The 20338-nt window shown below is 64.5% G+C and carries 22 protein-coding genes; 10 read left to right on the top strand and 12 right to left on the bottom strand.

Annotation, left to right across the window (positions count from 1 at the left end; translation table 11 throughout):
* Positions 1 to 8 precede the first annotated feature (8 nt).
* The 4 genes from ACFULT_RS02015 to ACFULT_RS02000 all read left to right on the top strand — a co-directional run bounded on the left by ACFULT_RS02015 (position 9) and on the right by ACFULT_RS02000 (position 3351).
* Entirely contained in the window at positions 9 to 1166 is a 1158-nt protein-coding gene (locus tag ACFULT_RS02015; protein ID WP_378480474.1) for an epoxide hydrolase family protein, read from the top strand.
* Positions 1167 to 1277: 111 nt separating this feature from the next.
* A complete protein-coding gene (locus ACFULT_RS02010; protein WP_020110410.1) occupies positions 1278 to 1646 on the top strand; it encodes a YciI family protein in 369 nt (122 codons plus the stop codon).
* Between the two features lie 11 nt (positions 1647 to 1657).
* Positions 1658 to 2881: an RNA polymerase sigma factor gene (locus tag ACFULT_RS02005; protein ID WP_378480473.1), complete on the top strand. Its 1224-nt coding sequence runs from the start codon at positions 1658 to 1660 to the stop codon at positions 2879 to 2881.
* A 101-nt stretch (positions 2882 to 2982) separates the two neighbouring features.
* On the top strand, positions 2983 to 3351 hold the full coding sequence (locus ACFULT_RS02000) for a VOC family protein (protein ID WP_037109747.1): 369 nt from the start codon (positions 2983 to 2985) through the stop codon (positions 3349 to 3351).
* Between the two features lie 18 nt (positions 3352 to 3369).
* Here ACFULT_RS02000 and ACFULT_RS01995 read toward each other — a convergent pair whose 3' ends face one another.
* Positions 3370 to 4680: an NAD(P)/FAD-dependent oxidoreductase gene (locus ACFULT_RS01995; RefSeq protein ID WP_378480472.1), complete on the bottom strand. Its 1311-nt coding sequence runs from the start codon at positions 4678 to 4680 to the stop codon at positions 3370 to 3372.
* A gap of 84 nt (positions 4681 to 4764) precedes the next feature.
* On the opposite strand from ACFULT_RS01995, the gene ACFULT_RS01990 reads away from it, so the two are divergent.
* Positions 4765 to 5682: a LysR family transcriptional regulator gene (locus tag ACFULT_RS01990; RefSeq protein ID WP_230595542.1), complete on the top strand. Its 918-nt coding sequence runs from the start codon at positions 4765 to 4767 to the stop codon at positions 5680 to 5682.
* 9 nt (positions 5683 to 5691) lie between these two features.
* Here the strand turns inward: ACFULT_RS01990 and ACFULT_RS01985 are convergent, their stop codons facing one another.
* Together ACFULT_RS01985 and ACFULT_RS01980 are read right to left on the bottom strand one after the other, a co-directional pair.
* Positions 5692 to 6198, bottom strand: coding sequence for a hypothetical protein (locus ACFULT_RS01985; RefSeq protein WP_241483752.1), 507 nt, complete (start codon positions 6196 to 6198; stop codon positions 5692 to 5694).
* A 39-nt stretch (positions 6199 to 6237) separates the two neighbouring features.
* On the bottom strand, positions 6238 to 7674 hold the full coding sequence (locus ACFULT_RS01980; protein WP_378480471.1) for a malate:quinone oxidoreductase: 1437 nt from the start codon (positions 7672 to 7674) through the stop codon (positions 6238 to 6240).
* Positions 7675 to 7741: 67 nt separating this feature from the next.
* On the opposite strand from ACFULT_RS01980, the gene ACFULT_RS01975 reads away from it, so the two are divergent.
* A complete protein-coding gene (locus ACFULT_RS01975; protein WP_378480470.1) occupies positions 7742 to 8650 on the top strand; it encodes a LysR family transcriptional regulator in 909 nt (302 codons plus the stop codon).
* Positions 8651 to 8683: 33 nt separating this feature from the next.
* On the opposite strand, the gene ACFULT_RS01970 is transcribed toward ACFULT_RS01975, so the two are convergent.
* From ACFULT_RS01970 to ACFULT_RS01955, 4 genes are read right to left on the bottom strand one after another with little or no spacing between them, the layout of a single operon-like run.
* Complete coding sequence (locus tag ACFULT_RS01970) at positions 8684 to 9250, bottom strand: DUF6188 family protein (protein ID WP_378480469.1); 567 nt, start codon at positions 9248 to 9250, stop codon at positions 8684 to 8686.
* A complete protein-coding gene (locus ACFULT_RS01965) occupies positions 9247 to 10002 on the bottom strand; it encodes an LLM class flavin-dependent oxidoreductase (protein WP_378480468.1) in 756 nt (251 codons plus the stop codon). Before ACFULT_RS01965 ends, ACFULT_RS01970 begins: the two co-directional genes overlap by 4 nt.
* Positions 10003 to 10051: 49 nt before the next feature.
* Positions 10052 to 10621 carry a hypothetical protein gene (locus tag ACFULT_RS01960; protein WP_378480467.1) on the bottom strand — a complete coding sequence of 190 codons (570 nt, stop codon included), beginning with the start codon at positions 10619 to 10621 and terminating at the stop codon, positions 10052 to 10054.
* A 41-nt stretch (positions 10622 to 10662) separates the two neighbouring features.
* On the bottom strand, positions 10663 to 10923 hold the full coding sequence (locus ACFULT_RS01955; RefSeq protein ID WP_019665173.1) for a PLD nuclease N-terminal domain-containing protein: 261 nt from the start codon (positions 10921 to 10923) through the stop codon (positions 10663 to 10665).
* A gap of 143 nt (positions 10924 to 11066) precedes the next feature.
* Between ACFULT_RS01955 and ACFULT_RS01950 the strand changes: the two genes are divergently transcribed.
* Positions 11067 to 11639 carry a nucleotidyltransferase family protein gene (locus ACFULT_RS01950; RefSeq protein WP_019665172.1) on the top strand — a complete coding sequence of 191 codons (573 nt, stop codon included), beginning with the start codon at positions 11067 to 11069 and terminating at the stop codon, positions 11637 to 11639.
* A 10-nt stretch (positions 11640 to 11649) separates the two neighbouring features.
* Here the strand turns inward: ACFULT_RS01950 and ACFULT_RS01945 are convergent, their stop codons facing one another.
* Positions 11650 to 12180: an SWIM zinc finger family protein gene (locus ACFULT_RS01945; protein WP_037109764.1), complete on the bottom strand. Its 531-nt coding sequence runs from the start codon at positions 12178 to 12180 to the stop codon at positions 11650 to 11652.
* Positions 12177 to 13979, bottom strand: a complete 1803-nt coding sequence (locus ACFULT_RS01940) for a DEAD/DEAH box helicase (RefSeq protein WP_378480466.1) — start codon at positions 13977 to 13979, stop codon at positions 12177 to 12179. The genes ACFULT_RS01945 and ACFULT_RS01940 overlap by 4 nt, the downstream gene beginning before the upstream one ends.
* A gap of 364 nt (positions 13980 to 14343) precedes the next feature.
* On the opposite strand from ACFULT_RS01940, the gene ACFULT_RS01935 reads away from it, so the two are divergent.
* Positions 14344 to 15564 (top strand): ATP-binding protein, encoded by a 1221-nt coding sequence (locus ACFULT_RS01935; RefSeq protein WP_378480465.1) that lies wholly within the window; start codon positions 14344 to 14346, stop codon positions 15562 to 15564.
* A gap of 6 nt (positions 15565 to 15570) precedes the next feature.
* On the opposite strand, the gene ACFULT_RS01930 is transcribed toward ACFULT_RS01935, so the two are convergent.
* Together ACFULT_RS01930 and ACFULT_RS01925 are read right to left on the bottom strand one after the other, a co-directional pair.
* On the bottom strand, positions 15571 to 15990 hold the full coding sequence (locus ACFULT_RS01930) for a glyoxalase superfamily protein (RefSeq protein ID WP_230595546.1): 420 nt from the start codon (positions 15988 to 15990) through the stop codon (positions 15571 to 15573).
* An 83-nt stretch (positions 15991 to 16073) separates the two neighbouring features.
* Positions 16074 to 16658, bottom strand: a complete 585-nt coding sequence (locus ACFULT_RS01925; RefSeq protein ID WP_037109774.1) for a TetR/AcrR family transcriptional regulator — start codon at positions 16656 to 16658, stop codon at positions 16074 to 16076.
* Positions 16659 to 16737: 79 nt separating this feature from the next.
* On the opposite strand from ACFULT_RS01925, the gene ACFULT_RS01920 reads away from it, so the two are divergent.
* Positions 16738 to 17349: an NAD(P)H-dependent oxidoreductase gene (locus ACFULT_RS01920; RefSeq protein ID WP_378480464.1), complete on the top strand. Its 612-nt coding sequence runs from the start codon at positions 16738 to 16740 to the stop codon at positions 17347 to 17349.
* Positions 17350 to 17630: 281 nt separating this feature from the next.
* Positions 17631 to 18317 (top strand): hypothetical protein, encoded by a 687-nt coding sequence (locus ACFULT_RS01915; RefSeq protein WP_378480463.1) that lies wholly within the window; start codon positions 17631 to 17633, stop codon positions 18315 to 18317.
* Positions 18318 to 18333: 16 nt separating this feature from the next.
* Here the strand turns inward: ACFULT_RS01915 and dnaB are convergent, their stop codons facing one another.
* Positions 18334 to 19731 carry a replicative DNA helicase gene (dnaB, locus tag ACFULT_RS01910; protein ID WP_027498586.1) on the bottom strand — a complete coding sequence of 466 codons (1398 nt, stop codon included), beginning with the start codon at positions 19729 to 19731 and terminating at the stop codon, positions 18334 to 18336.
* Positions 19732 to 20338: the final 607 nt, after the last annotated feature.

The following is a 20338-nucleotide window of genomic DNA, read 5'->3' as shown; positions in this document are numbered from 1 at the left end:
TGGGCTACATGAACATCAGCGACTTCACGATCGACATACCGCAAGCGGACCTGGACGACCTCGCCGCCCGGCTGACGCGAACCCGCTTCCCGAACGGCCGCGCCACCGGATGGGAAACGGGGACCGACCTCGACACGATGCGCCGCCTCACCTCCTACTGGGCGCAGGAGTACGACTGGCGCAGCGTCGAAGCACGCCTGAACGAGTTCCCACACCATCTCGCCGACGGCACTCTGCATTTCGTCCACGCCCGATCGGATCGTCCGGACGCCCGTCCGATACTGCTGCTCCACGGCTGGGCAGACTCGTTCGCCAAGTACGTAGGGATCATCGACGCATTGCGCAACCCCGTGAACGCCGATGCGCCGGCGTTCCACGTGGTGGTGCCATCCCTGCCCGGATTCGGGTTCTCCGAACAACTGCCCGACGGCGACGCGGGCCCGGAGACCACGGCCGCACCGCTCGTCGCGCTGATGGAGACCCTCGGGTACGACCGGTACTTCGTCCACGGTGGCGACTGGGGCAGCGTCGTCGGCCAGGAAGTGGTGCGCGCGAACCCGGACCGGATACTCGGATTGCACCTCACGGACATTCCGTTTCCCAACCTGTTCATGGTCGACCGAGAGTCCGTCACCGATGACGAGAAGACCTTCCTGGAAGCGCTCGACTCCTGGAGCGAGAACGACGCCGCCTACGTGTCCATCCAGTCGTCGAGGCCCTTGACTCTCGCCTACGGTCTCAGCGACTCGCCGGTCGGCCTCGCAGCCTGGATCGTCGACCACTTCGGTCGCCTCTCGGACTCGTTACCGAGCGACGAGGACTTGATCACCAACGTCATGACCTACTGGGTACGCAACTCCATCCACTCATCGACGCGCTTGTACAGCGAAGGTGCAGCCTGGGACGAGGACAGCGGCGATCAGGACTGGGCAGGTACCGAAGACTGGGCAGATACTGCAGACTGGGACCAGGTCATCCACGTTCCGACGGCAATCGCTTTGTTCCCCAGAGACATCGGCCGGCCACCGCGCGAATTCGTGGAGCGCTTCTTCGACGTCGTCCGCTACACGGTCCAACCTCGTGGTGGACACTTCGCCGCCCTCGAAGTGCCCGAACTCGTCGTCGCAGACATCCAGGCCTTCGCCGGGGATCTGGAGGCCGGGTAGGCCGGCGTACGGATTCTCTTACGTGTCGATTTCGACAACCCTCGATCGTCATGTCTACGTACAACCACGAAGGATCCGGTACAAAATGGACATCGACGCCAGGAGAGAAACATGCGCTACACCTTGATCCTCAACAATGCCGAGCCCGAGGAGGGCGTCCTCGACCAGGAGACGATCGCCCAGATGCAGGAGGCGTTCGGAGCGTACGGCCGCGCACTCGAGTCCGCCGGTGTGCTCGTCGCCGCGGAAGTTCTGACATCCAGCTCGTCCGCGAGAACGCTGTCCCTGCGCACCGGCGAACTGCAGGTTCAGGACGGTCCCTTCGCGGATACGAAGGAAGGCGTCGGCGGTGTCTTCGTGATCGAGGTACCCGACGAGGACGCCGCGCTCATGTGGGCCGAACGGTGCCCCGGCGCGCAGTACGGAGTGCTGGAAGTTCGAGCGGCCGCCACCTCGTTCGTCGACGGCGCGTGGACCTGAGAGGTCAACCGATGAGTGCAGTGCAGGAGTCGGCCGAACATGCTGTGCGCACGTCGTACGGCCGGCTCCTTGCCCTCCTCGCATCCGCGGACGGCAACATCGTGGCCGCCGAAGATGCCCTCGCCGACGCCCTGGAACGGGCGCTGACCACCTGGCCCCGCGACGGCGTGCCCACCGATCCCGACGCCTGGCTCCTCACCGCCGCCAGGAACAAGCGTCGGGACGTCTGGAAATCGGCGGTACACCGAACCTCGGTAGCGCTCGATCCCGTGGTCCACGCCGAATCGCGTCTCGACGACATCGATGTCGATGCACTGCCGGACAAGCGCCTTCAGCTGATGGCCGTGTGTGCCCACCCCGACGTCGACCGTGCGGTCAGGACACCGCTGATGCTCGACGTCGTGCTGGGGTTCACGGCCAAGGACATCGCGCAGGCGTTCGCACTACCCGGCTCGACGATGGCGGCGCGCCTGGGCCGAGCGAAGAAGCGCATCCGGGATGCGCACATCCCGTTCGAACTTCCCGATCGGAGTGCCATGCCGGCACGGATCGACGCAATTCGCGAGGCCGTGTACGGTGCGTTCGCGATCGACTGGAACACCTCGGGATCCGAAGTGCGGGACAACATGATCGGTGAGGCAATGCACCTCGCCGAGACACTGTGCGCGGTGTTACCGGAGGACGCGGAGGCGCACGGGCTTGCCGCGTTGATCGGACTGTCCGCCGCACGAATGCCGGCACGCTGCCGAGACGGGGTACTGGTTCCGTTGGCCGAGCAGGACTTTCAACTGTGGGACGCAGACCTGTTGCATCGCGGGGAGCAGCACCTCGCCGCGGCGCACCGCCTGGTGGCTGCAGGCTCCAGTGCACTCGGGCGTTTTCAACTGGAAGCAGCTGCCTCCGCCGTGCACTGCGGCCGCCGAAAGACCGGCCGAACGGACTGGACCGCGTTGCGCGAATTGTATTCCGCACTACAGACATCGGCACCGACAGTCGGCAGCGCCGTGGCACTCGCCGTCGTCACCGCCGAAACCGACGGCGCCCTCGCTGCACTGCATCTGCTCGATCGAACGAACGGAACCGAGCGATTCCAGCCCGCCTGGGCGGCACGCGCTCACCTGCAAGCTCAGCTGGGTGACATCGACTCCGCCCGATCCGCCTACGAAAAAGCCATCTCCCTCACCGCGGACCCTCCCACCCGTGCCTATCTGAACAAGCAGTTACATCGGCTGTGAAACCGAGGCGCATTCACAGCCCGCTCGTGCACCACGATGATTTCCAGCGCGCCGTCGAGTCCACCTCTGCATAGGAACAGACATCGACCTTGGAGGTAACCATGACCGACGCACATGTCACCGGAGTGAGAATGGTGGCGATACCCGTCGCCGACCAAGACCGAGCAATCGAGTTCTACTCCGTCGCACTGGGTTTGACGAAGTCCGCGGACCGTGTGATCGAGGAACTCGGATCTCGTTGGGTGCAGATGAGCGCTCCCGGTATCGAGATCGCGCTACTGAAGGAGTACCCGGGGTTCTCTGCGGGCCGCGATACCGGCGTGCGGTTCGTGACAGGGGACGCCGGAGCCCTGCACGCCCACCTCGTCGGGCACGGGGCGAAGGTGAACGAACTTCTCCTCTGGGAGGGGCTGCCGCCGATGTTCGAGTTCGACGACATCGACGGCAACACCCTGTACGCAGTGGAGTGAAAACAATCGGCCTTGCTCCTAGGCTGCTTCGCGGTCCTCGTGCTGTTTCGCCTGCGTGAGTACGGCGGATTTGTCCGTGTACTGAAAGTGCGGGCGCTTGTCTCCGATGTACGAGCTCATCCACGACACCACGGCCACGTAGCGGTTGCGGAAGCCCACCATGTACATCAGGTGCACCGCCAACCAAATGACCCACGCGACGGGGCCGGACATGTCGACCTTTCCGAACAACCGCACCACTGCACTGAACCGGCCGACGATCGACATGCTCCCCTTGTCGGTGTACGCGAACGGGGTTCCGGCTTCCGTCTTTCCGGTGATGACCTTTGCGACGTGGCGGCCCTGCTGCATCGCGACGGGCGACTGACCGGGCAGACCGTTCAACGATGTCACGTCGCCGATCGCGTAGATGTCCTTCGCCGTACCGACGGTCAGGTCGTCGTGGACGAGAAGCCTTCCGGCGCGGTCGGTCTCGCAGCCGGTGCGTTCGGCGACGGTGGCCGCCAGATCGCTGGCCTGCACGCCGGCCGACCAGATGACGGTCTTGGCGGCGATGGTCCGCGACGTTTTCGTGTCCACGTCCTGAACCGTCACCGTGTCGTCGACGATGTCGGTGACCATGGCTCCGGTGACAACCTCCACGCCGGACTTCTCCAACTTCGCGCGGGCGTAGGTGCTGAGCTTGCCGCCGAATGCGGGCAACACGTCCTTGACGCCGTCGACGAGCGTCACCGTCACGTCGTCCGGATGGATGTCCGGGAAGGATCCGGCGAAGTACCGCTGAGCGAGATCCCTGATCTGCCCGGCCAATTCCACACCGGTGGCACCGGCGCCGACCACGACGAAGCTGAGCAGCTCCTTCCTCGCCTCCTGGTCGGAAGTCTGGTGAGCAGTCTCGTAGCAGCTCAGGATCTGCTCGCGCAGGGCGACGGCGTCGTCGACGGTCTTGAGCGCGAAGGTGCGGTCCTTGAATTCGTCGCGTCCGAAGTACGCCTGCGTCGCACCCGTCGCCACGATCAGTCGGCCGTACCCGATGGTGTGGCTACCGCCTGCCCCGATGTAGGTGACCTGGTGCAACTCGGGGTCGACGTCGACGACCTTGCCGAGCCGGACGTCGGCCGATTCGTAGCGGGCGAGGATACGCCGGACGGGTGGAGCGATCTCGCCCGTCGACAGCATGCCGGTCGCGGCCTGGTAGAGAAGCGGTTGGAACAGGTGCTCCGTCGTGCTGGAGATGAGCGAGAACTTCACGCCGGCCTTGCCCAGAGACTTGGCCGCAGCCAACGCTCCGAATCCCGATCCAACGATGACGACCTCGTACGTATCCACTGGTTTTCCTTTCCAATCGAGCAACCACACTCCATGAAACGCCCCGGCCAGTGGTCTATCAACGGGAAATTTGGAATAGTATCGATGAGTAAAACTCATGAATGGAGCGCTGTGGAACTTCGGCAACTGAAGTACTTCCTCGCCGTGGGCGAGGAGTTGAGCTTCTCGCGCGCCGCCGAACGGTGCTACGTCTCGCAGTCGGCGATCAGCCTCCAGATCGGCAAACTGGAACGCGAGATGGGCGAGTCACTGTTCGAACGGTCGTCGCGCTCGGTCCGATTGACCGTTGTCGGAACACAATTGATGTCCATCGCACGTCACATGGTCGAGCTCGAGCAGTCCGCGCTCGCGTTGACGGCCAGGCGCCGGAACCAGTTGCGACTGACCGGCAACATGACGTTCGCGGCCAACGCAATCGCCGCGATCGTCCAAGTACGCGAGCGGCATCCGGAAGCCGAGATCGATTTCGTTCTGAAACGATTCGCCGAACAGATCGAAGCCGTCACGTCGGGCGACTGCCAGGTGGCCTTGATCCGAGGCAACGTCGAGCGCTCCGGTCTCGAAGTCACCGAACTGTGGAAGGAGAACCTGGTCGTCGTTCTCGCCGACAGTCACCCGCTGGCATCCGGGCCGGATCCTCGACTCGAGCAGCTCGCGCAGTACCCTTTGCTCCTACCCAAGCGTAGCGAGCAGATCCTGCTGCATCGGGTGATCGAAGGAGCCATGAAAAGAAGTGGTCGACGCCTGGCTTTCGGCCCACCTATCGCCATGGACCACACGGCAAGCGCTGAACTGCTCAACCACCCTGAATGCTGGTCCATCATCTACGCGAGCACGGCCGAGAGCACTCCGAAGACCGGGCTGGTGTTCCGCACCGAAGCGCAGCGCAGGCTGAAACTTCCCGTCTCGGCGGTGGTCGACTCGTCCATCCCTCCGACGGATATTCAGCGGGATCTCATTGCTGCACTTGCCGATACAGCGCCGTCGCCGGTACCGCTCTGACGCGCCGTGTCACAGGATGCCGGACTCGCGCATCTGCTGCACGACGAACGCCCCGGAGTAGACGTCGATGTACGTCCGTTCCGTCTGATGCGGCGAGAACGCGACCCCGAACCGAACCGGGCCCGGCTCGGACCGCGACACCGCGATGTCGACCGAGTATCGACCGTCCGGGGTGCTCACATCACCGGCGCGATAGAGGTAGTCGGCGACTCCCACCCGGACATCACGTTGCTCTGCTTTCTTTCCTGCACCGGTGATCTCCCGGAATGAGATGGAGTCCAACCCGACACACGAGTAGACCCGCGCGAAGACGTCGCCCTCCGGGTCCACCCAGCCTCCGCCGAGCGCACCACCCGCCTGCGACAGCCACTCGTCGGCCCACTCGGGAGCGGTCTCCCCAGTCACACGCAGATCCGACGCCACCGCGTCGCTGCAACTGGGGTCGCCCGGCTGCGGCGCGGCACACCCGCCGATCGCAGCCACAGCGACCAGCACAGGCGCGACAACCTTCTTCACCGCTTCCACCACCTCATCCCAGACCGCCGGCGACACTCGTCACCGAAAACCATACCTGTCGGATTGTTCCTGCAGTGCGTCATGCCGTGGGACGGGAGCAGCCAGCATCGCGTCGAGCCGCGGCTGCCACTCGGTTCGATCGTCGGCGAAACATCTCGTCAACACCTCGATCATCGCTGCGGGCGCAACCGACGCGCCGGGCGAGGCACCGAGCAGGCCCGCGATCGATCCGCCAACGCCGGTGACGATTTCCGTGCCGAACATCAGATCGCCGCGAAATCTGCTGCGTGGCTTGATCACCTGAGCTCGCTGACCGGCCTGGATCAGTCGCCAGTGCGCGGGATCGGCGTCGGGGTAGAACGTTTCGAGTTCAGCGAACTTTCGTTTCGACGACGCCAGAACCTGCCCGACGAGATAACGGACGAGGGGGAGGTTGCGGATACCGACCGACAACAGAACGGGAAGGTTTCGAAGGCGGACGGTACCGAAGAGATCGCGGAGGCGCCCGTGTTTCAGCAGGCGGGTGCTGAAGGTCGCGTACGGTCCGAACATGAGCGACGTCATGCCGTCGACATGCCTTCTGTCCAAGTGCGGCAACGACATCGGGGGTGCACCGAGCGACGGTTTACCGTAGACCTTCACACCGTGCCGCGCGACGACCTCCGGGGCATCGGTGAACAAGAACTCGGCGCCGAAGGGAAACACTCCGTACCCGCGGATTTCGGGAACACGAGCCTTCTGCAACAGACGCAGTGCGTAACCGCCGGCGCCGACGAACACGAACCGCGCGCGAACCTCGAACACCCGCCCGGTCGACCGGACTCGACCCGAAAGATGCCACAGACCGTCCGACGTGCGGCGCAGACGTGTCACCTCGTGGCCGGTGCGGATCAAGCACCCGCTCGCCTCCATCGTCCGGCCGAGCGATTCGGTGAGCGCGCCGAAGTCGATGTCGGTCCCACCGGCGTCCCAGGTCGCCGCGATCCGCTCGTCCGGCGCGCGACCGTCGACGAGCAACGGCGCCCAGCCGCGAATTCGATCACGATCCTCGGAATACTCCATACCCTGGAACAGGGGGTTCGACTTCAGCGTCTCCCATCTGACTCGCAGGTAGTCCGCATCGACATCGCCGAACACCACGTCCATGTGAGGCACTGCGTTCAGGAACGACGGATCGAGGTCACTGCTCCGCGTCAGCGAGCCCCAGAATGCCCTCGACACCGCGAACTGCCGCGCGATCTGCTCGGTCCGGGACGAGTCGTCGGCGTCGGGCATGTAGTTGAGTTCGCAGAGACCTGCGTGACCGGTACCCGCGTTGTTCCACGGACCCGAGCTCTCGCCGGCCAGCCGGTCGAGTCGCTCGAACAACGCGATCGACCTGTCCGGCAGCACCTTCTGGATCAGCGTTCCGAGGGTCGTGGACATGACGCCGCCGCCGACGAGCGCGACGTCCAGGATTTCCGCGTGTGATGTCATGCCGTCAATGCTGGCGGCGACGGGACCGTTCCGTCCAATGAGAAGTTCGAGCAATTATCATCCGGAAATGGATGACTACTTGTTCGACCGCCCGGAGTCCGTAGCGCCCCTGCTCGCCGCCTTCGACGCCGTCGCCGCGGAAGGCCACGTCACCCGCGCGGCCGCCCGGCTCGACGTGCCCCAATCCTCGGTCAGCAGAAGGGTGCACAGCCTCGAGCGCATCCTCGGGTTGGCGCTGATACAACCGGTGGGTCGCGGGGTCACTCTGACCGCATCGGGCCGGGAGTTGTTCGACCGCACCCACCATGTGATGCGGGAACTCGACGACGCTGTCGCCGCAGTGCGGTCCGACGCCGATCCGGACAGCGGAGTCGTCGGGTTCGGATTCCCTCTGACGCTCGGATCCCGCTCGGTGGCCGCCCTTCTGACGGACTTTCATGCAGTCGCTCCCCGCGTCAGGGTTCGACTGGTGCAAGCACACGGCGAAGCCCTCGCGGACATGATTCGCGACGGCCGATTGGATCTCGCCGTCATGATTCCTCCGCCCGACGATCTGGACGTGACGGTGCTGGGCAGCCAGCAGATCTTCGTCCACGTAGCGGCCACACACCCGTTGGCGTCTCGTCGGGCACTCGCGGTCGAGGATCTCGCCGACGAAGCCTTCGTGGCCAGTCCACCGTCGTTCCAGCTCCGCACCCTGCTCGACACGTGGTGCGCGGAAGCCGGATTCGTCCCGCAGGTTCCCTTCGAGATCAGTGAGATCGACACCATCGAGGCACTCGTACGAGCCGGGCTCGGGGTCGCGCTGCTACCCAAACCGGAGGTCACCGTCGCCGGAGTGACGACCGTTCCCTTGACCGGTGACCGCACTCGATCGGTCGGGCTGGCGACGGGTCGACGCCGACCGACAGCTCCCGTCGCGCACTTCCATCGTCATGTCACCCACCACGCGCAGCAGCTCATCGTTCGACCCTGAGCGCTCGGAGCCGGCCTACCCGAGACTCCGATGTCAGAGAACATGACCCGAGGACAGCTCGATACCCCGCCCGACCCGAACGACGCTCTCGCGCAGAATCAGATAGGCCGACTCCAGATCCACATTCGTCGCCAGCACAGTACCGTCCGAGAATTGAATCCCACCGTGCTCACCGGACGAAACACGCACGACGGTCGAGCCGATTGCCGGTGAACCGGTCGGTGACGCAGGCGCGGCGGACGTTTCAGGCGCGTCCAGCGTCTCGATGATGCCGCCGGGAAGGCACAGCACCGTCGCACCGTCCGGCGCCGTGTATTCCCAGGACTCGACTTCCTCCCGGGGGGCTGCGGTGACGGCAGTTCCATCGTCGAACCGCAGCGTCAGCGTGCCGTCCGCAGCCAACTCGGACACCGTGCACTGCGCGGTCAGCAGCGACGTCAGTGCACGCAGCCCCTCGAACTGGTTGTCCTCGTCGAACGATGTGCCACCGAAGTCGAGCTGACTGAACGCCACCGCCGAACCGTCGTCGAAGCCGATACTCAGATCGAAGTCGAGGTGAACGTTCCGCACTCGTGCGTTCTGCACGTCGACCGTCGTCACCGGGGAGGTCCCCCGGAGGCGAGGTGGACGGCGCGCTGGAACACACCGTCCAGATCGGTTGTCTGCGGGCCTGGTTCGAGGACCAGAGTGGTCGCACCGGCCTCGACGTACTCGTCGAGGTCATCCACCTGATCCGACACGTACACGACGATGTCGTGGCCCGGCCCACCGCCGATGTGGCCGATGGCGTCGCGGACCTGCTGCGGCGTCGTGGAACTCGTCAGGATCGTCCCGCAGCTCGTCTCGCCGCTCACAGCAAGGGTTTTCGGTCCCGTCGCACCGACCAGAAGTGGCGGAGGCTCCGCCGGCGGCCAATCCAAGCGGACGTTGTCCAACGAGACGTAGCGGCCTCGAACGTCGACCGTCTCACCTGCCAGCAGACTAGTCAGTGCCGTCATCTGCTCGCGAAGAAGAGTCAGCGGGGACTGCACTCGCGCCCCGACCTGGCCCATCCAATCCTGCACACCGTGACCGAGCCCGACCCGCGTCCGTCCCGGGTGCAGCCGAGCCAGAGCAGCGACCTCCATCGCCGTGGACGCGACGTTCCGCAGCGGGGTGGGCAGGACTCCGATCCCGACGTTCACCCGCGGCGTCACCGCGAGAACAGTTGCGGCCATCGAGATTCCCCCGGAGAAGAAACAGTCCTCCCACAGCCAGATCTCGTCCACCCCCGCCTTGTCGGCCGCACGCGCCGCGTCGACGATGGTCTCCGGCGGCAGCTCCGGTCTCAGCACAACACCGAATCGCGTCATCACATCCCCTTCTCTTCCACTTCATCCTCCACTCCCGCTTCACCGAAGGTCAGGATCGACGCCTACCCAGCAGAAGAACCCCGCCGACGGCAACGACCACGCTGACCACTCCGGCGACCCCGAGCCACAGCGTCGCACCGATCGGAGGGGAATCGGCCTCCAGCAGGGTCGGAGTGCCGTAGGAGCGCTCGGCAGCGTCGCGCGTCGTACGATCGGTCCCCGGCGCCGTGGCCGAACAGCTGTTGACCTGCAAACGATCCCGCGACGACTCACCGCGTTGGGCGAAGAAGATGTATTCGTCACCAACCGCCAGCGTCGAGCCACACGCGGCCGACTCCGCGGCCGTCGACACCACGGCGTCGGCATCCACGTCGCCGTCGTAGATCTCGCTGACCCGAACGCTGTAGGTGAGTGTGCTGCCGTCGTCGCGGACATCGGTCGCCACCCCGACGAAGACCGCGCCGTCGGGAGACGAGTGCTGTCGAACACGGTCGCTCACCTGAGACAGGCCGTAGGCACACGTGCAAGCCTGCGCGACGGGGGGAGTGATGCCGGTCGCCAACCCTGCCGCCACGGCGCCGACCAACACGACTCGCCCTGCGATCCGCCCCGTACGCATGAGACCAGCGTCGCACGCCACGTCGGCGCAGTCCATGCGTTCTACCGCGGACGGTCGGTCGTGAAACTCGAACCGCGACCCCAGACGAACCACACGATCGTCCCCAGAAACGGGAACGCCAGCACGATCAGGACCCAGATCGCTTTGCCCGCGGTCGTGTAGTTCTTCGACTGCAGAATGCTGACCAGGGCGGCGACGAACAACGCGAACGCCGCGACGACAAGGATCAGAATCAGAACCCCGAAACCGAGGCCGAAAACCGTGGTGGCCGTGTCGTCCTGCGCGCTGAGTTCCAGCAACATCGAACGTTCCTTTCGTCGAAGCGGTGATGTGCACTCCACCCTACGAACGCAGGCGCCGTCACACATCGTCGTTGCGATGTACATTCCGTACACCTTCGGAACGACTCGACCCCGACCTCGGGTGCTGTGGCACGATCGGACGAATGGGGCGTGACGACTTTCTGACGGCAATCGAAACCAATCCGGTGGTCGTCGAGATCCTCGAGCGTGGACCAGAACTCGGGCTCACCGACTGGTATCTGACGGCAGGTGGCCTGTTCCAGACCGTCTGGAACCACGTCGCCGGCTCCGATCCTCGAGCCGGCATACGCGATTACGACTTTCTCTACTACGACGGCACGGACCTGTCGTACGAATCAGAGGATCGCGTCATTCGACATGCGGAAACTCTGTTCGCCGATCTGGGAGTCGACGTCGAGGTCCGCAACCAAGCCCGCGTTCATCTCTGGTACGAAGATCGCTTCGGCGCACCGGTGAAGCCGTTCCGAAGCACGGAGGACGGGATCGACCACTTCGTGTCCACCACCTGCTGTTTCGGGGCACGCAGCGAGAACGACGGAACGACGACGGTGTATGCACCGCACGGATTCGACGACGTGTTCGCCGGGGTGATCAGGCCGAACCCGCTGCTTCCGATGCGGCACGTCTACGAGTCGAAGGCCGCCCGGTGGACGTCGATCTGGCCGCATCTGACGGTTCTGCCGTGGCCGGAGTAGATGCGCTGTCCTACCCGTAGAAGGTCGCCGGGTCGAGGCCGTCGATCGGCAGCCGAGCCGCATCGGCGTCGGGCGAGGTACTCACCCCGCGCAACTCGATCGCCGACACCGGGCGCTCGTCCATGCGTCGAGCAATCTCGAAGAACACCGCGAGCACGTGCACACAGGGACGAGTTCGTTGCGGGCAGTCGCAGTCGGCGGTCAGCTCGTCACGACTCGGACCGGCGGGCATGCCTGCCTTCGACCAATCGGCGTGGACTGAATCCGGCACGTCGCCGGCGGGTAGACCGCGCAGCGCTGCTCGGGCAGACTTCGCAGCGTCGTCCGCCCAGATTGGACAGTGCAGGCTGACGTGCTGGTCACGCGCCCCGAACACGGTTGCCGTGATCGACCCGGCCGCGATGACGACGTCGCCGACCTTGTCGTTTCGGACCAGTGATCGAGCCCGAGGAAGCGCGGGATTCGGTCGGGTGATGGACGTCGGCTGCGCCAGCCGTACCCAGTCACGCCCCCACGCAGTGACTCCGAGATCGTCACTCATCGGCCTGCTCCGATCTCGAGCAGCTCGCGAAGCTGACCGTCCGACAGTTTCGCCAGATCGCCACCGATGTCGAGCGCCGCTTCGCTGGTCGCGATGTCCGCGAGGTCACGCTTGTGTCCGTGCATGTCGTCGATCGACTGCTCGAGGGTTCGTTCGGTGAGCAACGTGTGCACCGTGACGGTCTGCGTCTGCCCGATTCGGTGGGCGCGATCGCTCGCCTGGCTCTCCACGGCCGGGTTCCACCAGCGATCGAAATGAACGACGTGGGACGCACGAGTGAGGTTGAGGCCGAACCCGGCCGCGCGCAGACTCAGGATCAGAATCGGTGGGCCGTCGCCCGATTGAAAGTCGTCGACCATCGTCTCGCGGGCCGCGGTGGACAGACCGCCATGCAAGAACGGCACCGGATGTCCGGTGACCTCGTCACCGAGATGACGGGACAACAACTCGCCGGTACCGCGATACTGGGTGAACACGAGCGCCGCCTGCCCGTCGTCGACGATCTCCGACAGCATCTCCGTCACCCGATCGAGTTTGCCTGATCTGCCCTGGATTTCGGCGCCGGTGCCGTCGACGAGCTCGGGATGATTGCAGATCTGCTTGAGGCGAGTGAGCAACGTCAGGATCCGTCCCCTGCGTCCGATCCCCGTCCCGAATCCTTCGGTCAACGAGCTGTCGAGGTGACGCCGATACAGTCGCTCCTGCTCCTGGGTGAGCGTGCAGACCACCGAATTCATCACCTTGGCAGGAAGTTCGGGTGCAACATCGACCTTGCGTCGCCGCAGAATGTGCGGCCCCACGAGCTCCCGAAGCCGGCCGGCGGCGGCATCGGACCGCTTCTGCTCGATGGAGACGACGAAGCGGCGACGGAAGCGCGCGCGTGCTCCCAGAACGTCGGGCGATGCGAACGCCATCAGGGACCAGAGTTCGTCGAGTCGATTCTCCACCGGAGTACCTGTCATCGCGATGCGCAGTTGCGCGTGCAGCCTCCTGGCCGCGCGCGCCTGTTGCGAATCGGAGTTCTTGATCTGCTGTGCCTCGTCGAGAACCACTGTGTCCCAGCCTGCTTCCGTGAGCAGTTCCGCATCGCTCCGGAGCGTCGGATAGCTGGTGATCACGACGGAACCCGACCGAACGTGCGCGAGGCTCCGCAACCTCGACGGCCCGTGATGAACGTGAACCTCGACACCCGGCGCGAACTTGGCCAGTTCCCGAGCCCAGTTGCCGACCAACGAGGTCGGGCACACGACCAGATGCGGCGCGGCGCAGCGCAGTGTGAAGACCGCGATCGCCTGCACAGTCTTTCCCAGGCCCATCTCGTCGGCCAGGATTCCGCCGCCGCTCGCTGCAACGGCATTCATCCACGCGACGCCTGCCCGCTGGTAGGGCCGGAGTTCTGCCCGCAGAAGCGTCGGCTCACCCGGCCGCCGATGCAGCGCTGCGTCGACTGTGGACATCGCGGACCAGATCGTCGTCGTGTCGAGACCGACCGCCGCGTGTCCTGCAACCGGGAGCGACGAGACAAGTCCCTCCACGTTCCCACCAGCCGCGGCCACCACTGCTATCCGCGCCCAGACCCGCAGCGACCGACTCGCGTGATCTCCCGGTCGCCACGTGGTGAGCGCAGTGAGCGCGTCCTGCGTGTCCACCAATGCAACCGGAACCGACCGCGCGTGCACCGATTCGGCGGCGGCGTCGGGCAAAGCGATGGTCAACGACGCCGGAGTTCCCGAAGGTAGTCCGGCCTCGGCGGCGTCATGAGAGGGCGCGTCCGTGCCCCACCACACGAACTTGTCCAACTCGATCGAGTAGCACGCTTGCAGTGTTCCGGGGAGGCTCGCATCGACCGATGGTTCGTCGGTTCGGACGTCTACCGTCGTGGAAATGTTCGTGACCTCCGGTCAGGGCACTGTGAGGTCCGACAAACCGCGTCGGACCCAACCTGGTGGGCGGTGAGGGATGGCGGGTTCCGATCGTTCGGTGATCGGCAGTGGGACAGCGCGGTCTGCCACCATCCGTCGGTTGAAGACCGTCGAGAGTAGACCGAAGTGCCGAAGTGTGCAATAACCGATCCGTGCGGCCGGGGTACCTCACTTTTCTCGCATGTCACAGAGTTTCTCGCAGCGATGTACTTACCTGCCGAGTGCCCCTATAACTCTTCCTATGAACAATCCCTACACACCCGAGTCGGGCGAGGTGCCGAGGGAACTGGCGGGACGCGAAAAGTACCGGTCGGCGTTCATTTCTCTGCTCGACGGCCTCGAACGCGGTCACACCGCACGGTCGCAGCTGATCACCGGCATGCGCGGCACCGGTAAGACCGTACTGCTCCGCGAGTACGTCTCGATCGCGCGGTCGAGACGATGGGCGATCGTCGACATCGATGCGGTCCGACGGGACGACGACGGATTCCGACGACAACTGGCCTTCGAATGCCGCAGTGCCCTGCTGGCCGTGTCCGCCCGCGGGCACTGGGGATCGGAGGCCAAAAGAGCGTCCGGTGTGCTCGGCTCGTTTGCCTCCGTGCTCGGACCGAGCAGTCCCCTCACCGCGGATTGGACCGAGACGACGCCCGGAGCAGCCGACACCGGGCAGTTGGCCGCGGACACGACGGCGACCTTCCTGGCGCTGGGAGAGGCCGCGCGTGCCCACGACACAGGCATCGTCTTCGTGATCGACGAGCTACAGCGGCTCACCTCGGCACAGCTCTCCGCACTGATCGACGCGTTCCATCGTTGCTACCTTCGCGAACTGCCGCTCACGGTCGTCGGTGCAGGGCTCACCGATCCCGTCGACGAGATACCAGAGGGCGCGCAGCCGCCGAACCGACCGACAGTGGACGAGGTTCGATCGCGCGCGGACCGCCTGTTCGAATTCCCGGTTCTCGGTGCTCTCGCCGACGCCGATGCCGCCGCGACGCTGCGCAGTGGAGGGTCGTGGACGGACGGAGCGGTCCTGGCCGCGTCGACGATCACCGGGAGATTTCCGGCGTTGCTGCACGCCCTCGGATTCGTTGTCTGGGACGCGCAGAATAATGACGCCGTCACGGAGGCCGACGTCGAGACCGCCGTCCCCGAATACCAAAAGTTCGTGGACAAGACATTCTTCCGCCGAAACCTCCCTCGTGTCGGTGAATTGGACCTCGCATACCTGCGCGCCGTCGTTGATGCTCCCGCCGAGATCGACACCGCGCGAGCCCTCGAACGCACCGTCGCGCAGTGCGCGGAGACGCGAGCGGGACTGGTGAACAGAGGGCTGCTGCACATCACGAAGAACAACGAATCGGTCTTCACCACACCGCACTTCGAGAGTTTTCTGCTACGAACGATGCCGACACTGGAAGTACCTGCCCGCAAACAGCGCCGTCGACGCTACGACCCGTGAACGGTGTCACCGGTCGAAGTACTCGTCCGGGTCCTCTACTTGGCAGAAACGCAGCACGTTCGACGACGGATCGATCACGGTCACCGTCGGCCCACCCGGCGCATCGGTGTCCAGACCCGGCCGCATCGACGAATACTCGGCGGCGTCGAGCTGCCGATGGAACGCCCGAATGTCCTCAACCGGAATCCACACGACAGTCCCCGGTGTTCCATCTCCATGATGCTCCGACAGATCGAGCACCGAACCGGAACGACGAACCCTCATGTACAACGGCATCCCGGGCTCGAACCTGTGCTCCCACTCCACGTCGTAACCCAGATAATCGATGTAGAACGCCCGCGTAGCCGCGTCGTCGAACATGCGAAGAATCGGGATGCTCGGGCCCAGAGCGATGCCTGCGTCACCGGGCCGTTTCTTCCACTTCACGTGCACTCACCTCACGTTCGCGTCGCCGAGACAACAGTACAAGCTTCTCGGCATGTCACGTCGAGCGCGGGAATCCACCCGCTCTATGCCCCGCTCCTGCCGGCGACAGCGACGATGGTCTCGGCCAGTTCACCCGTGGCCTGATCCGGGGACAGGTCACCCGTCACCGCCGCACGAGACAGCGCCTCTGCCGCGCCGAAAATCGCGGTGATCGAGGGTACGGACACCCCCGTCGACGACTGGACGAACGGGGCGAGAATCTCGCGGCATCGTTGCGAATAAGCCTGGTCTGCAGCGCGTTTGACCTGTTCCAGCTCCGGAGATCCTTCCAGGGCAGCCAGTACTCCGGTGAGTTCACGGCCCTGCGCGAGCGCGCACCCGACGTACGAGTTGGCAATGGCCGCGGCCCGGCCGTCGAGCGTCGCTTCTGCGTTGTCGAGGTACTCCTCGAGCATGGCCGCCTGACGGTCGTCGAACTCCTGGAAGAGCGCGGCCAACAGCACTGCCCTGGACGCAAAATGGCTGTACACCACGGGTTTTGCAACTCCCGCCCGTTCCGCGAGCCGGCCGAGAGTGAGGGCGTCGGCGCCCTCTGCGCGGACGAGCGCCCACGACACCTCGATCAATTGGTCGTACCTCTCGGCACGCGACAACCTGGTCCGAGCCATCCACACACCTCCTTGCGCTATGTACCAACAGTAACCTACCTTTGGTACATAGCGTTCTTCGCCCAACGAAAGGATCTCCGTGAGCAGCCTCGTCGTAGTCTCCCATTCCGACCCGAACTCCCTCACCCACCACGTCGCACGCTCGACCATCGACGCGCTCGTCGACGCGGGCGACACGGTGGAGTTCGCAGACCTCGCCGCCGAGAACTTCGACCCCCGCTTCACCCGGGCCGACCTGGACCTCTTCCGCGGAACCGGAACCCTGGGCGCCGATATAGCGTCCGAGCAGGCCCGCGTCGACCGTGCGGACCACCTCGTCCTCGTCTTCCCCATGTACTGGTGGTCCATGCCCGCTCAGCTGAAAGGCTGGATCGACCGCGTGTTCATCAACGGATGGGCCTTCGACGACAGCCCCGACACCGGGTTCGTCCAGAAACTGGGTCGACTCACCATGCACCTCGTCACCGTCGCAGCCGACGACGCCGACAGCTTCGGGCGCCACGGCATCGACCAAGCCTTCGCCATCCAGATCGAGCGCGGCATCGTCGAATACGTCGGCGCAACACTCGGATCCTCGACCTTCCTCCACGAATCCGAAACCAAGAGTCGCGAAACCCTTGCCGCCGAGGTAAACGCCATCGCCGACGCTATTGCAACCCGAGTGTCAGGGCGTGCCACCGTCGATGCATAGGGGTCAGGGGCTGGGCAGCGGCATGGATTGCCCGATACTTCGCCTGTTCGACGGGATCCCGCCGATTCGGCCGCGTATCGGGCAATCCGTGTCGGGCCTTTTCACGCGCTGATGTGTTTCACTGATCAGGTGATCACGTTCGTACAGCTTCGGTGGCGGCCCTGAACCCGCGGCCCTGACCTGTGCACTCCTTCGGCCGCCTCATGTCGGCCGACGATTCTCACCTGTACATCGTTCGTGGTCGACGCCCGAGGTGGCCCCCATCCCGAGAGGACCACCCCATGACCCTCGACGTAGTGATGACCGCCAGATCGTTCGACGAATATCGTGCAATGTTCGGCCTGACCGACTCCGATCTGTCCCGTCGCATCCTCGACTGCCCTGCGGGCGCCTCCGGGTTCACCTGCGAGGCAACCGACCGCGGAGGCGACGTAACAGCCTGCGACGTGGCGTATTTCGCGGACGACCCGGAGGAACTCGCGTCCGTTGCACTGTCCGAGACTGATCGCGGGCACGCATACGTACTCGCGCACGCCGACCACTACGCATGGACGTTCTTCGCTGGACCCGACGAACACCGACTCGCCAGACACACCGCTGCGCAACAGTTTTCGGCCGATATACAGCGACACCCCGGCCGGTACGTTCCCGGGCGGCTACCGTCGTTGCCGTTCAGCGATGCCAGCTTCGATCTGGTGCTCAGCTCCCACCTACTGTTCAGCTACGCCGACAGCCTCGACGTCACGTTCCACCTCGACACGATCGTCGAACTCATGCGAGTCACGTCCCACGAGCTGCGAATATTTCCGCTCGTCCCGGTCGGGTCGTCGGAGCCCTATCCTCGGCTCGTCGAGATGCTCGACGAACTGCGCAACCGAAACATTCACTGCCGCACAGCAGACGTCGACTACGAGTTCCAACGGGGCGCCACACAGATGCTCGTGTGCCACCACGGCCCATCCAGCTAGACACCCAGCGCGGCGATCAGCCCCTCGCCATGTCCACGAAACGCGACAGGTGTAGCTGGTGAGCCACCGTGATGGTCGCCGTCGGACCGTTACGGTGCTTACCCAGAATGAGGTCGGCCTCGCCGCCACGGGGGTCGTCGCGCTCGATGGCGTCGGGGCGGTGCAGGAGGATCACCATGTCGGCGTCCTGCTCGAGCGATCCGGACTCACGGAGGTCGGACACCATCGGCTTCTTGTCGGTGCGCTGCTCAGGACCACGGTTGAGCTGACACACGGCAACCACCGGGCATTCGAGTTCCTTCGCGAGAAGTTTGAGCTGACGGGAGAAGTCCGAGACTTCCTGCTGACGCGACTCGACCTTCTTGCCCGACGACATCAGCTGAAGGTAGTCCACGACAATCAACTTCAGACCGTTGCGCTGCTTCAGACGCCGAGCTTTGGCGCGAATCTCCATCATCGTCAGGTTGGGGGAGTCGTCGACGAACAGCGGCGCCTCGCTGATCTCGCTCATCCGTCGAGCAAGCTTGGTCCAGTCGTCGTCCGTCATCTTTCCCGAACGCATGTCACCGAGCTTGATCTTGGCCTCCGCCGACAGCAGACGCATCACGATCTCGGTGCGGCTCATCTCCAGCGAGAAAATGACACTGGGCATACCGTGCTTGATCGAGCACGACCGCATGAAATCCATACTCAGGGTCGATTTGCCCACACCAGGCCTCGCCGCGACGATGATCATCTGACCAGGGTGAAGACCGTTCGTGATTTCGTCGAGTTCGGCGAATCCGGTGGGAACACCGAGGGAGATACCGCCGCGACTGGCGATGGAGTCGATCTCGTCCATCGTCGGCTGCAGCAGCTCCTCCAGAGGGAGGAAGTCCTCGGAGGTACGACGCTCGGTGACCTCGTACACCTCTGCCTGCGCACGATCCACGACCTCGGCGACGTCCTGGCCGTCCGAACCCGCGTACCCGAACTGCACGATGCGAGTGCCGGCCTGCACGAGCCTGCGCAGGATCGACTTCTCGGCCACGATCTCCGCGTAGTAACCGGCGTTGGCTGCAGTAGGAACAGTCTGCGTGAGCGTGATCAAGTACGGAGGACCCCCGATCCGCTTCAGGTCACCGCGACGATCCAGCTCCGCCGAGACAGTCACCGGGTCAGCGGGCTCTCCACGGCTGTAGAGGTCGAGAATCGCGTCGTACACGCTCTGATGCGCCGGGCGGTAGAAATCACCGGGACGCAGCACCTCGAGCACGTCGGCGATGGCGTCCTTGCTGAGGAGCATGCCGCCCAGCACCGACTGCTCCGCAGCCATGTCCTGCGGGGGTTGACGACCGAAATCTTCGCCCGGGGCTTCACTGGGCGGCGGCTCGGAGGAGTAGTCCGATTGCCCTCGATCGTCCACAACTGCCACGTGAAGTCGACCGTCCTTTCCCCGTACGAAACCTCGCAGCCGACTACCGCACGACTACGTACCGACACAATTTCTACCCCTCGCCACCGACAAGAATCCCGCACGCGCACCAGCGATCGGGCGCTTCCGTGCGTCACCCCTTCTGCCGGTGGAGACACGCTGCTGGGACGTTAGGCGTAATCGTTTCCCGTCACAACACAGGCTGTGGATGAAACTGTGGATCGAATGTGGATAGTGCTGAACAACCGTGTTGACCATCTGGGGATAACCTGGGTATAACTTTCCGAATATCGACCATTTCGCCAGCTCAAAGGGTGTACATAAACTTTCTGTCCTGTGTATGAATTATTGCGCGGCGTGTCGCCCAAGTTGACAACTCGGGCGTGTTGAGTAAATGCGAAGTGAACAAACCAGTGATTCACGTCACAGTGTCTGGGAACACTCACAAAACCAGGCGTCAGCCCGGTTTCGCCGCATTCCGCCCGATTCTGCACCCGCCCACTCCACCCCACTCCGCCCGTAACACCCCGCCGTGCACCGCCCCGCCCCCGCCCCGGAGCGAAAGTGAGCTCCAGTCAGTCAGACGGACCAAACGGCACGTTCGCTC

The sequence above is a fragment of the Rhodococcus sp. NPDC057297 genome, from assembly GCF_042667435.1.
GTDB lineage: Bacteria > Actinomycetota > Actinomycetes > Mycobacteriales > Mycobacteriaceae > Rhodococcoides.
Note: the sequence above shows the minus strand (reverse complement) of the source record. Positions and strands in the feature narration are given on the sequence as shown.

Coding starts and splice junctions, on each gene's coding strand:
- ACFULT_RS02015 (WP_378480474.1), top strand. CDS start 9: ATGAACATCAGCGACTTCACGATCGACATACCGCAAGCGGACCTGGAC.
- ACFULT_RS02010 (WP_020110410.1), top strand. CDS start 1,278: ATGCGCTACACCTTGATCCTCAACAATGCCGAGCCCGAGGAGGGCGTC.
- ACFULT_RS02005 (WP_378480473.1), top strand. CDS start 1,658: ATGAGTGCAGTGCAGGAGTCGGCCGAACATGCTGTGCGCACGTCGTAC.
- ACFULT_RS02000 (WP_037109747.1), top strand. CDS start 2,983: ATGACCGACGCACATGTCACCGGAGTGAGAATGGTGGCGATACCCGTC.
- ACFULT_RS01990 (WP_230595542.1), top strand. CDS start 4,765: ATGAGTAAAACTCATGAATGGAGCGCTGTGGAACTTCGGCAACTGAAG.
- ACFULT_RS01980 (WP_378480471.1), bottom strand. CDS start 7,674: ATGACATCACACGCGGAAATCCTGGACGTCGCGCTCGTCGGCGGCGGC.
- ACFULT_RS01975 (WP_378480470.1), top strand. CDS start 7,742: ATGGATGACTACTTGTTCGACCGCCCGGAGTCCGTAGCGCCCCTGCTC.
- ACFULT_RS01965 (WP_378480468.1), bottom strand. CDS start 10,002: ATGACGCGATTCGGTGTTGTGCTGAGACCGGAGCTGCCGCCGGAGACC.
- ACFULT_RS01960 (WP_378480467.1), bottom strand. CDS start 10,621: ATGCGTACGGGGCGGATCGCAGGGCGAGTCGTGTTGGTCGGCGCCGTG.
- ACFULT_RS01955 (WP_019665173.1), bottom strand. CDS start 10,923: ATGTTGCTGGAACTCAGCGCGCAGGACGACACGGCCACCACGGTTTTC.
- ACFULT_RS01950 (WP_019665172.1), top strand. CDS start 11,067: ATGGGGCGTGACGACTTTCTGACGGCAATCGAAACCAATCCGGTGGTC.
- ACFULT_RS01945 (WP_037109764.1), bottom strand. CDS start 12,180: ATGAGTGACGATCTCGGAGTCACTGCGTGGGGGCGTGACTGGGTACGG.
- ACFULT_RS01935 (WP_378480465.1), top strand. CDS start 14,344: ATGAACAATCCCTACACACCCGAGTCGGGCGAGGTGCCGAGGGAACTG.
- ACFULT_RS01925 (WP_037109774.1), bottom strand. CDS start 16,658: ATGGCTCGGACCAGGTTGTCGCGTGCCGAGAGGTACGACCAATTGATC.
- ACFULT_RS01915 (WP_378480463.1), top strand. CDS start 17,631: ATGACCCTCGACGTAGTGATGACCGCCAGATCGTTCGACGAATATCGT.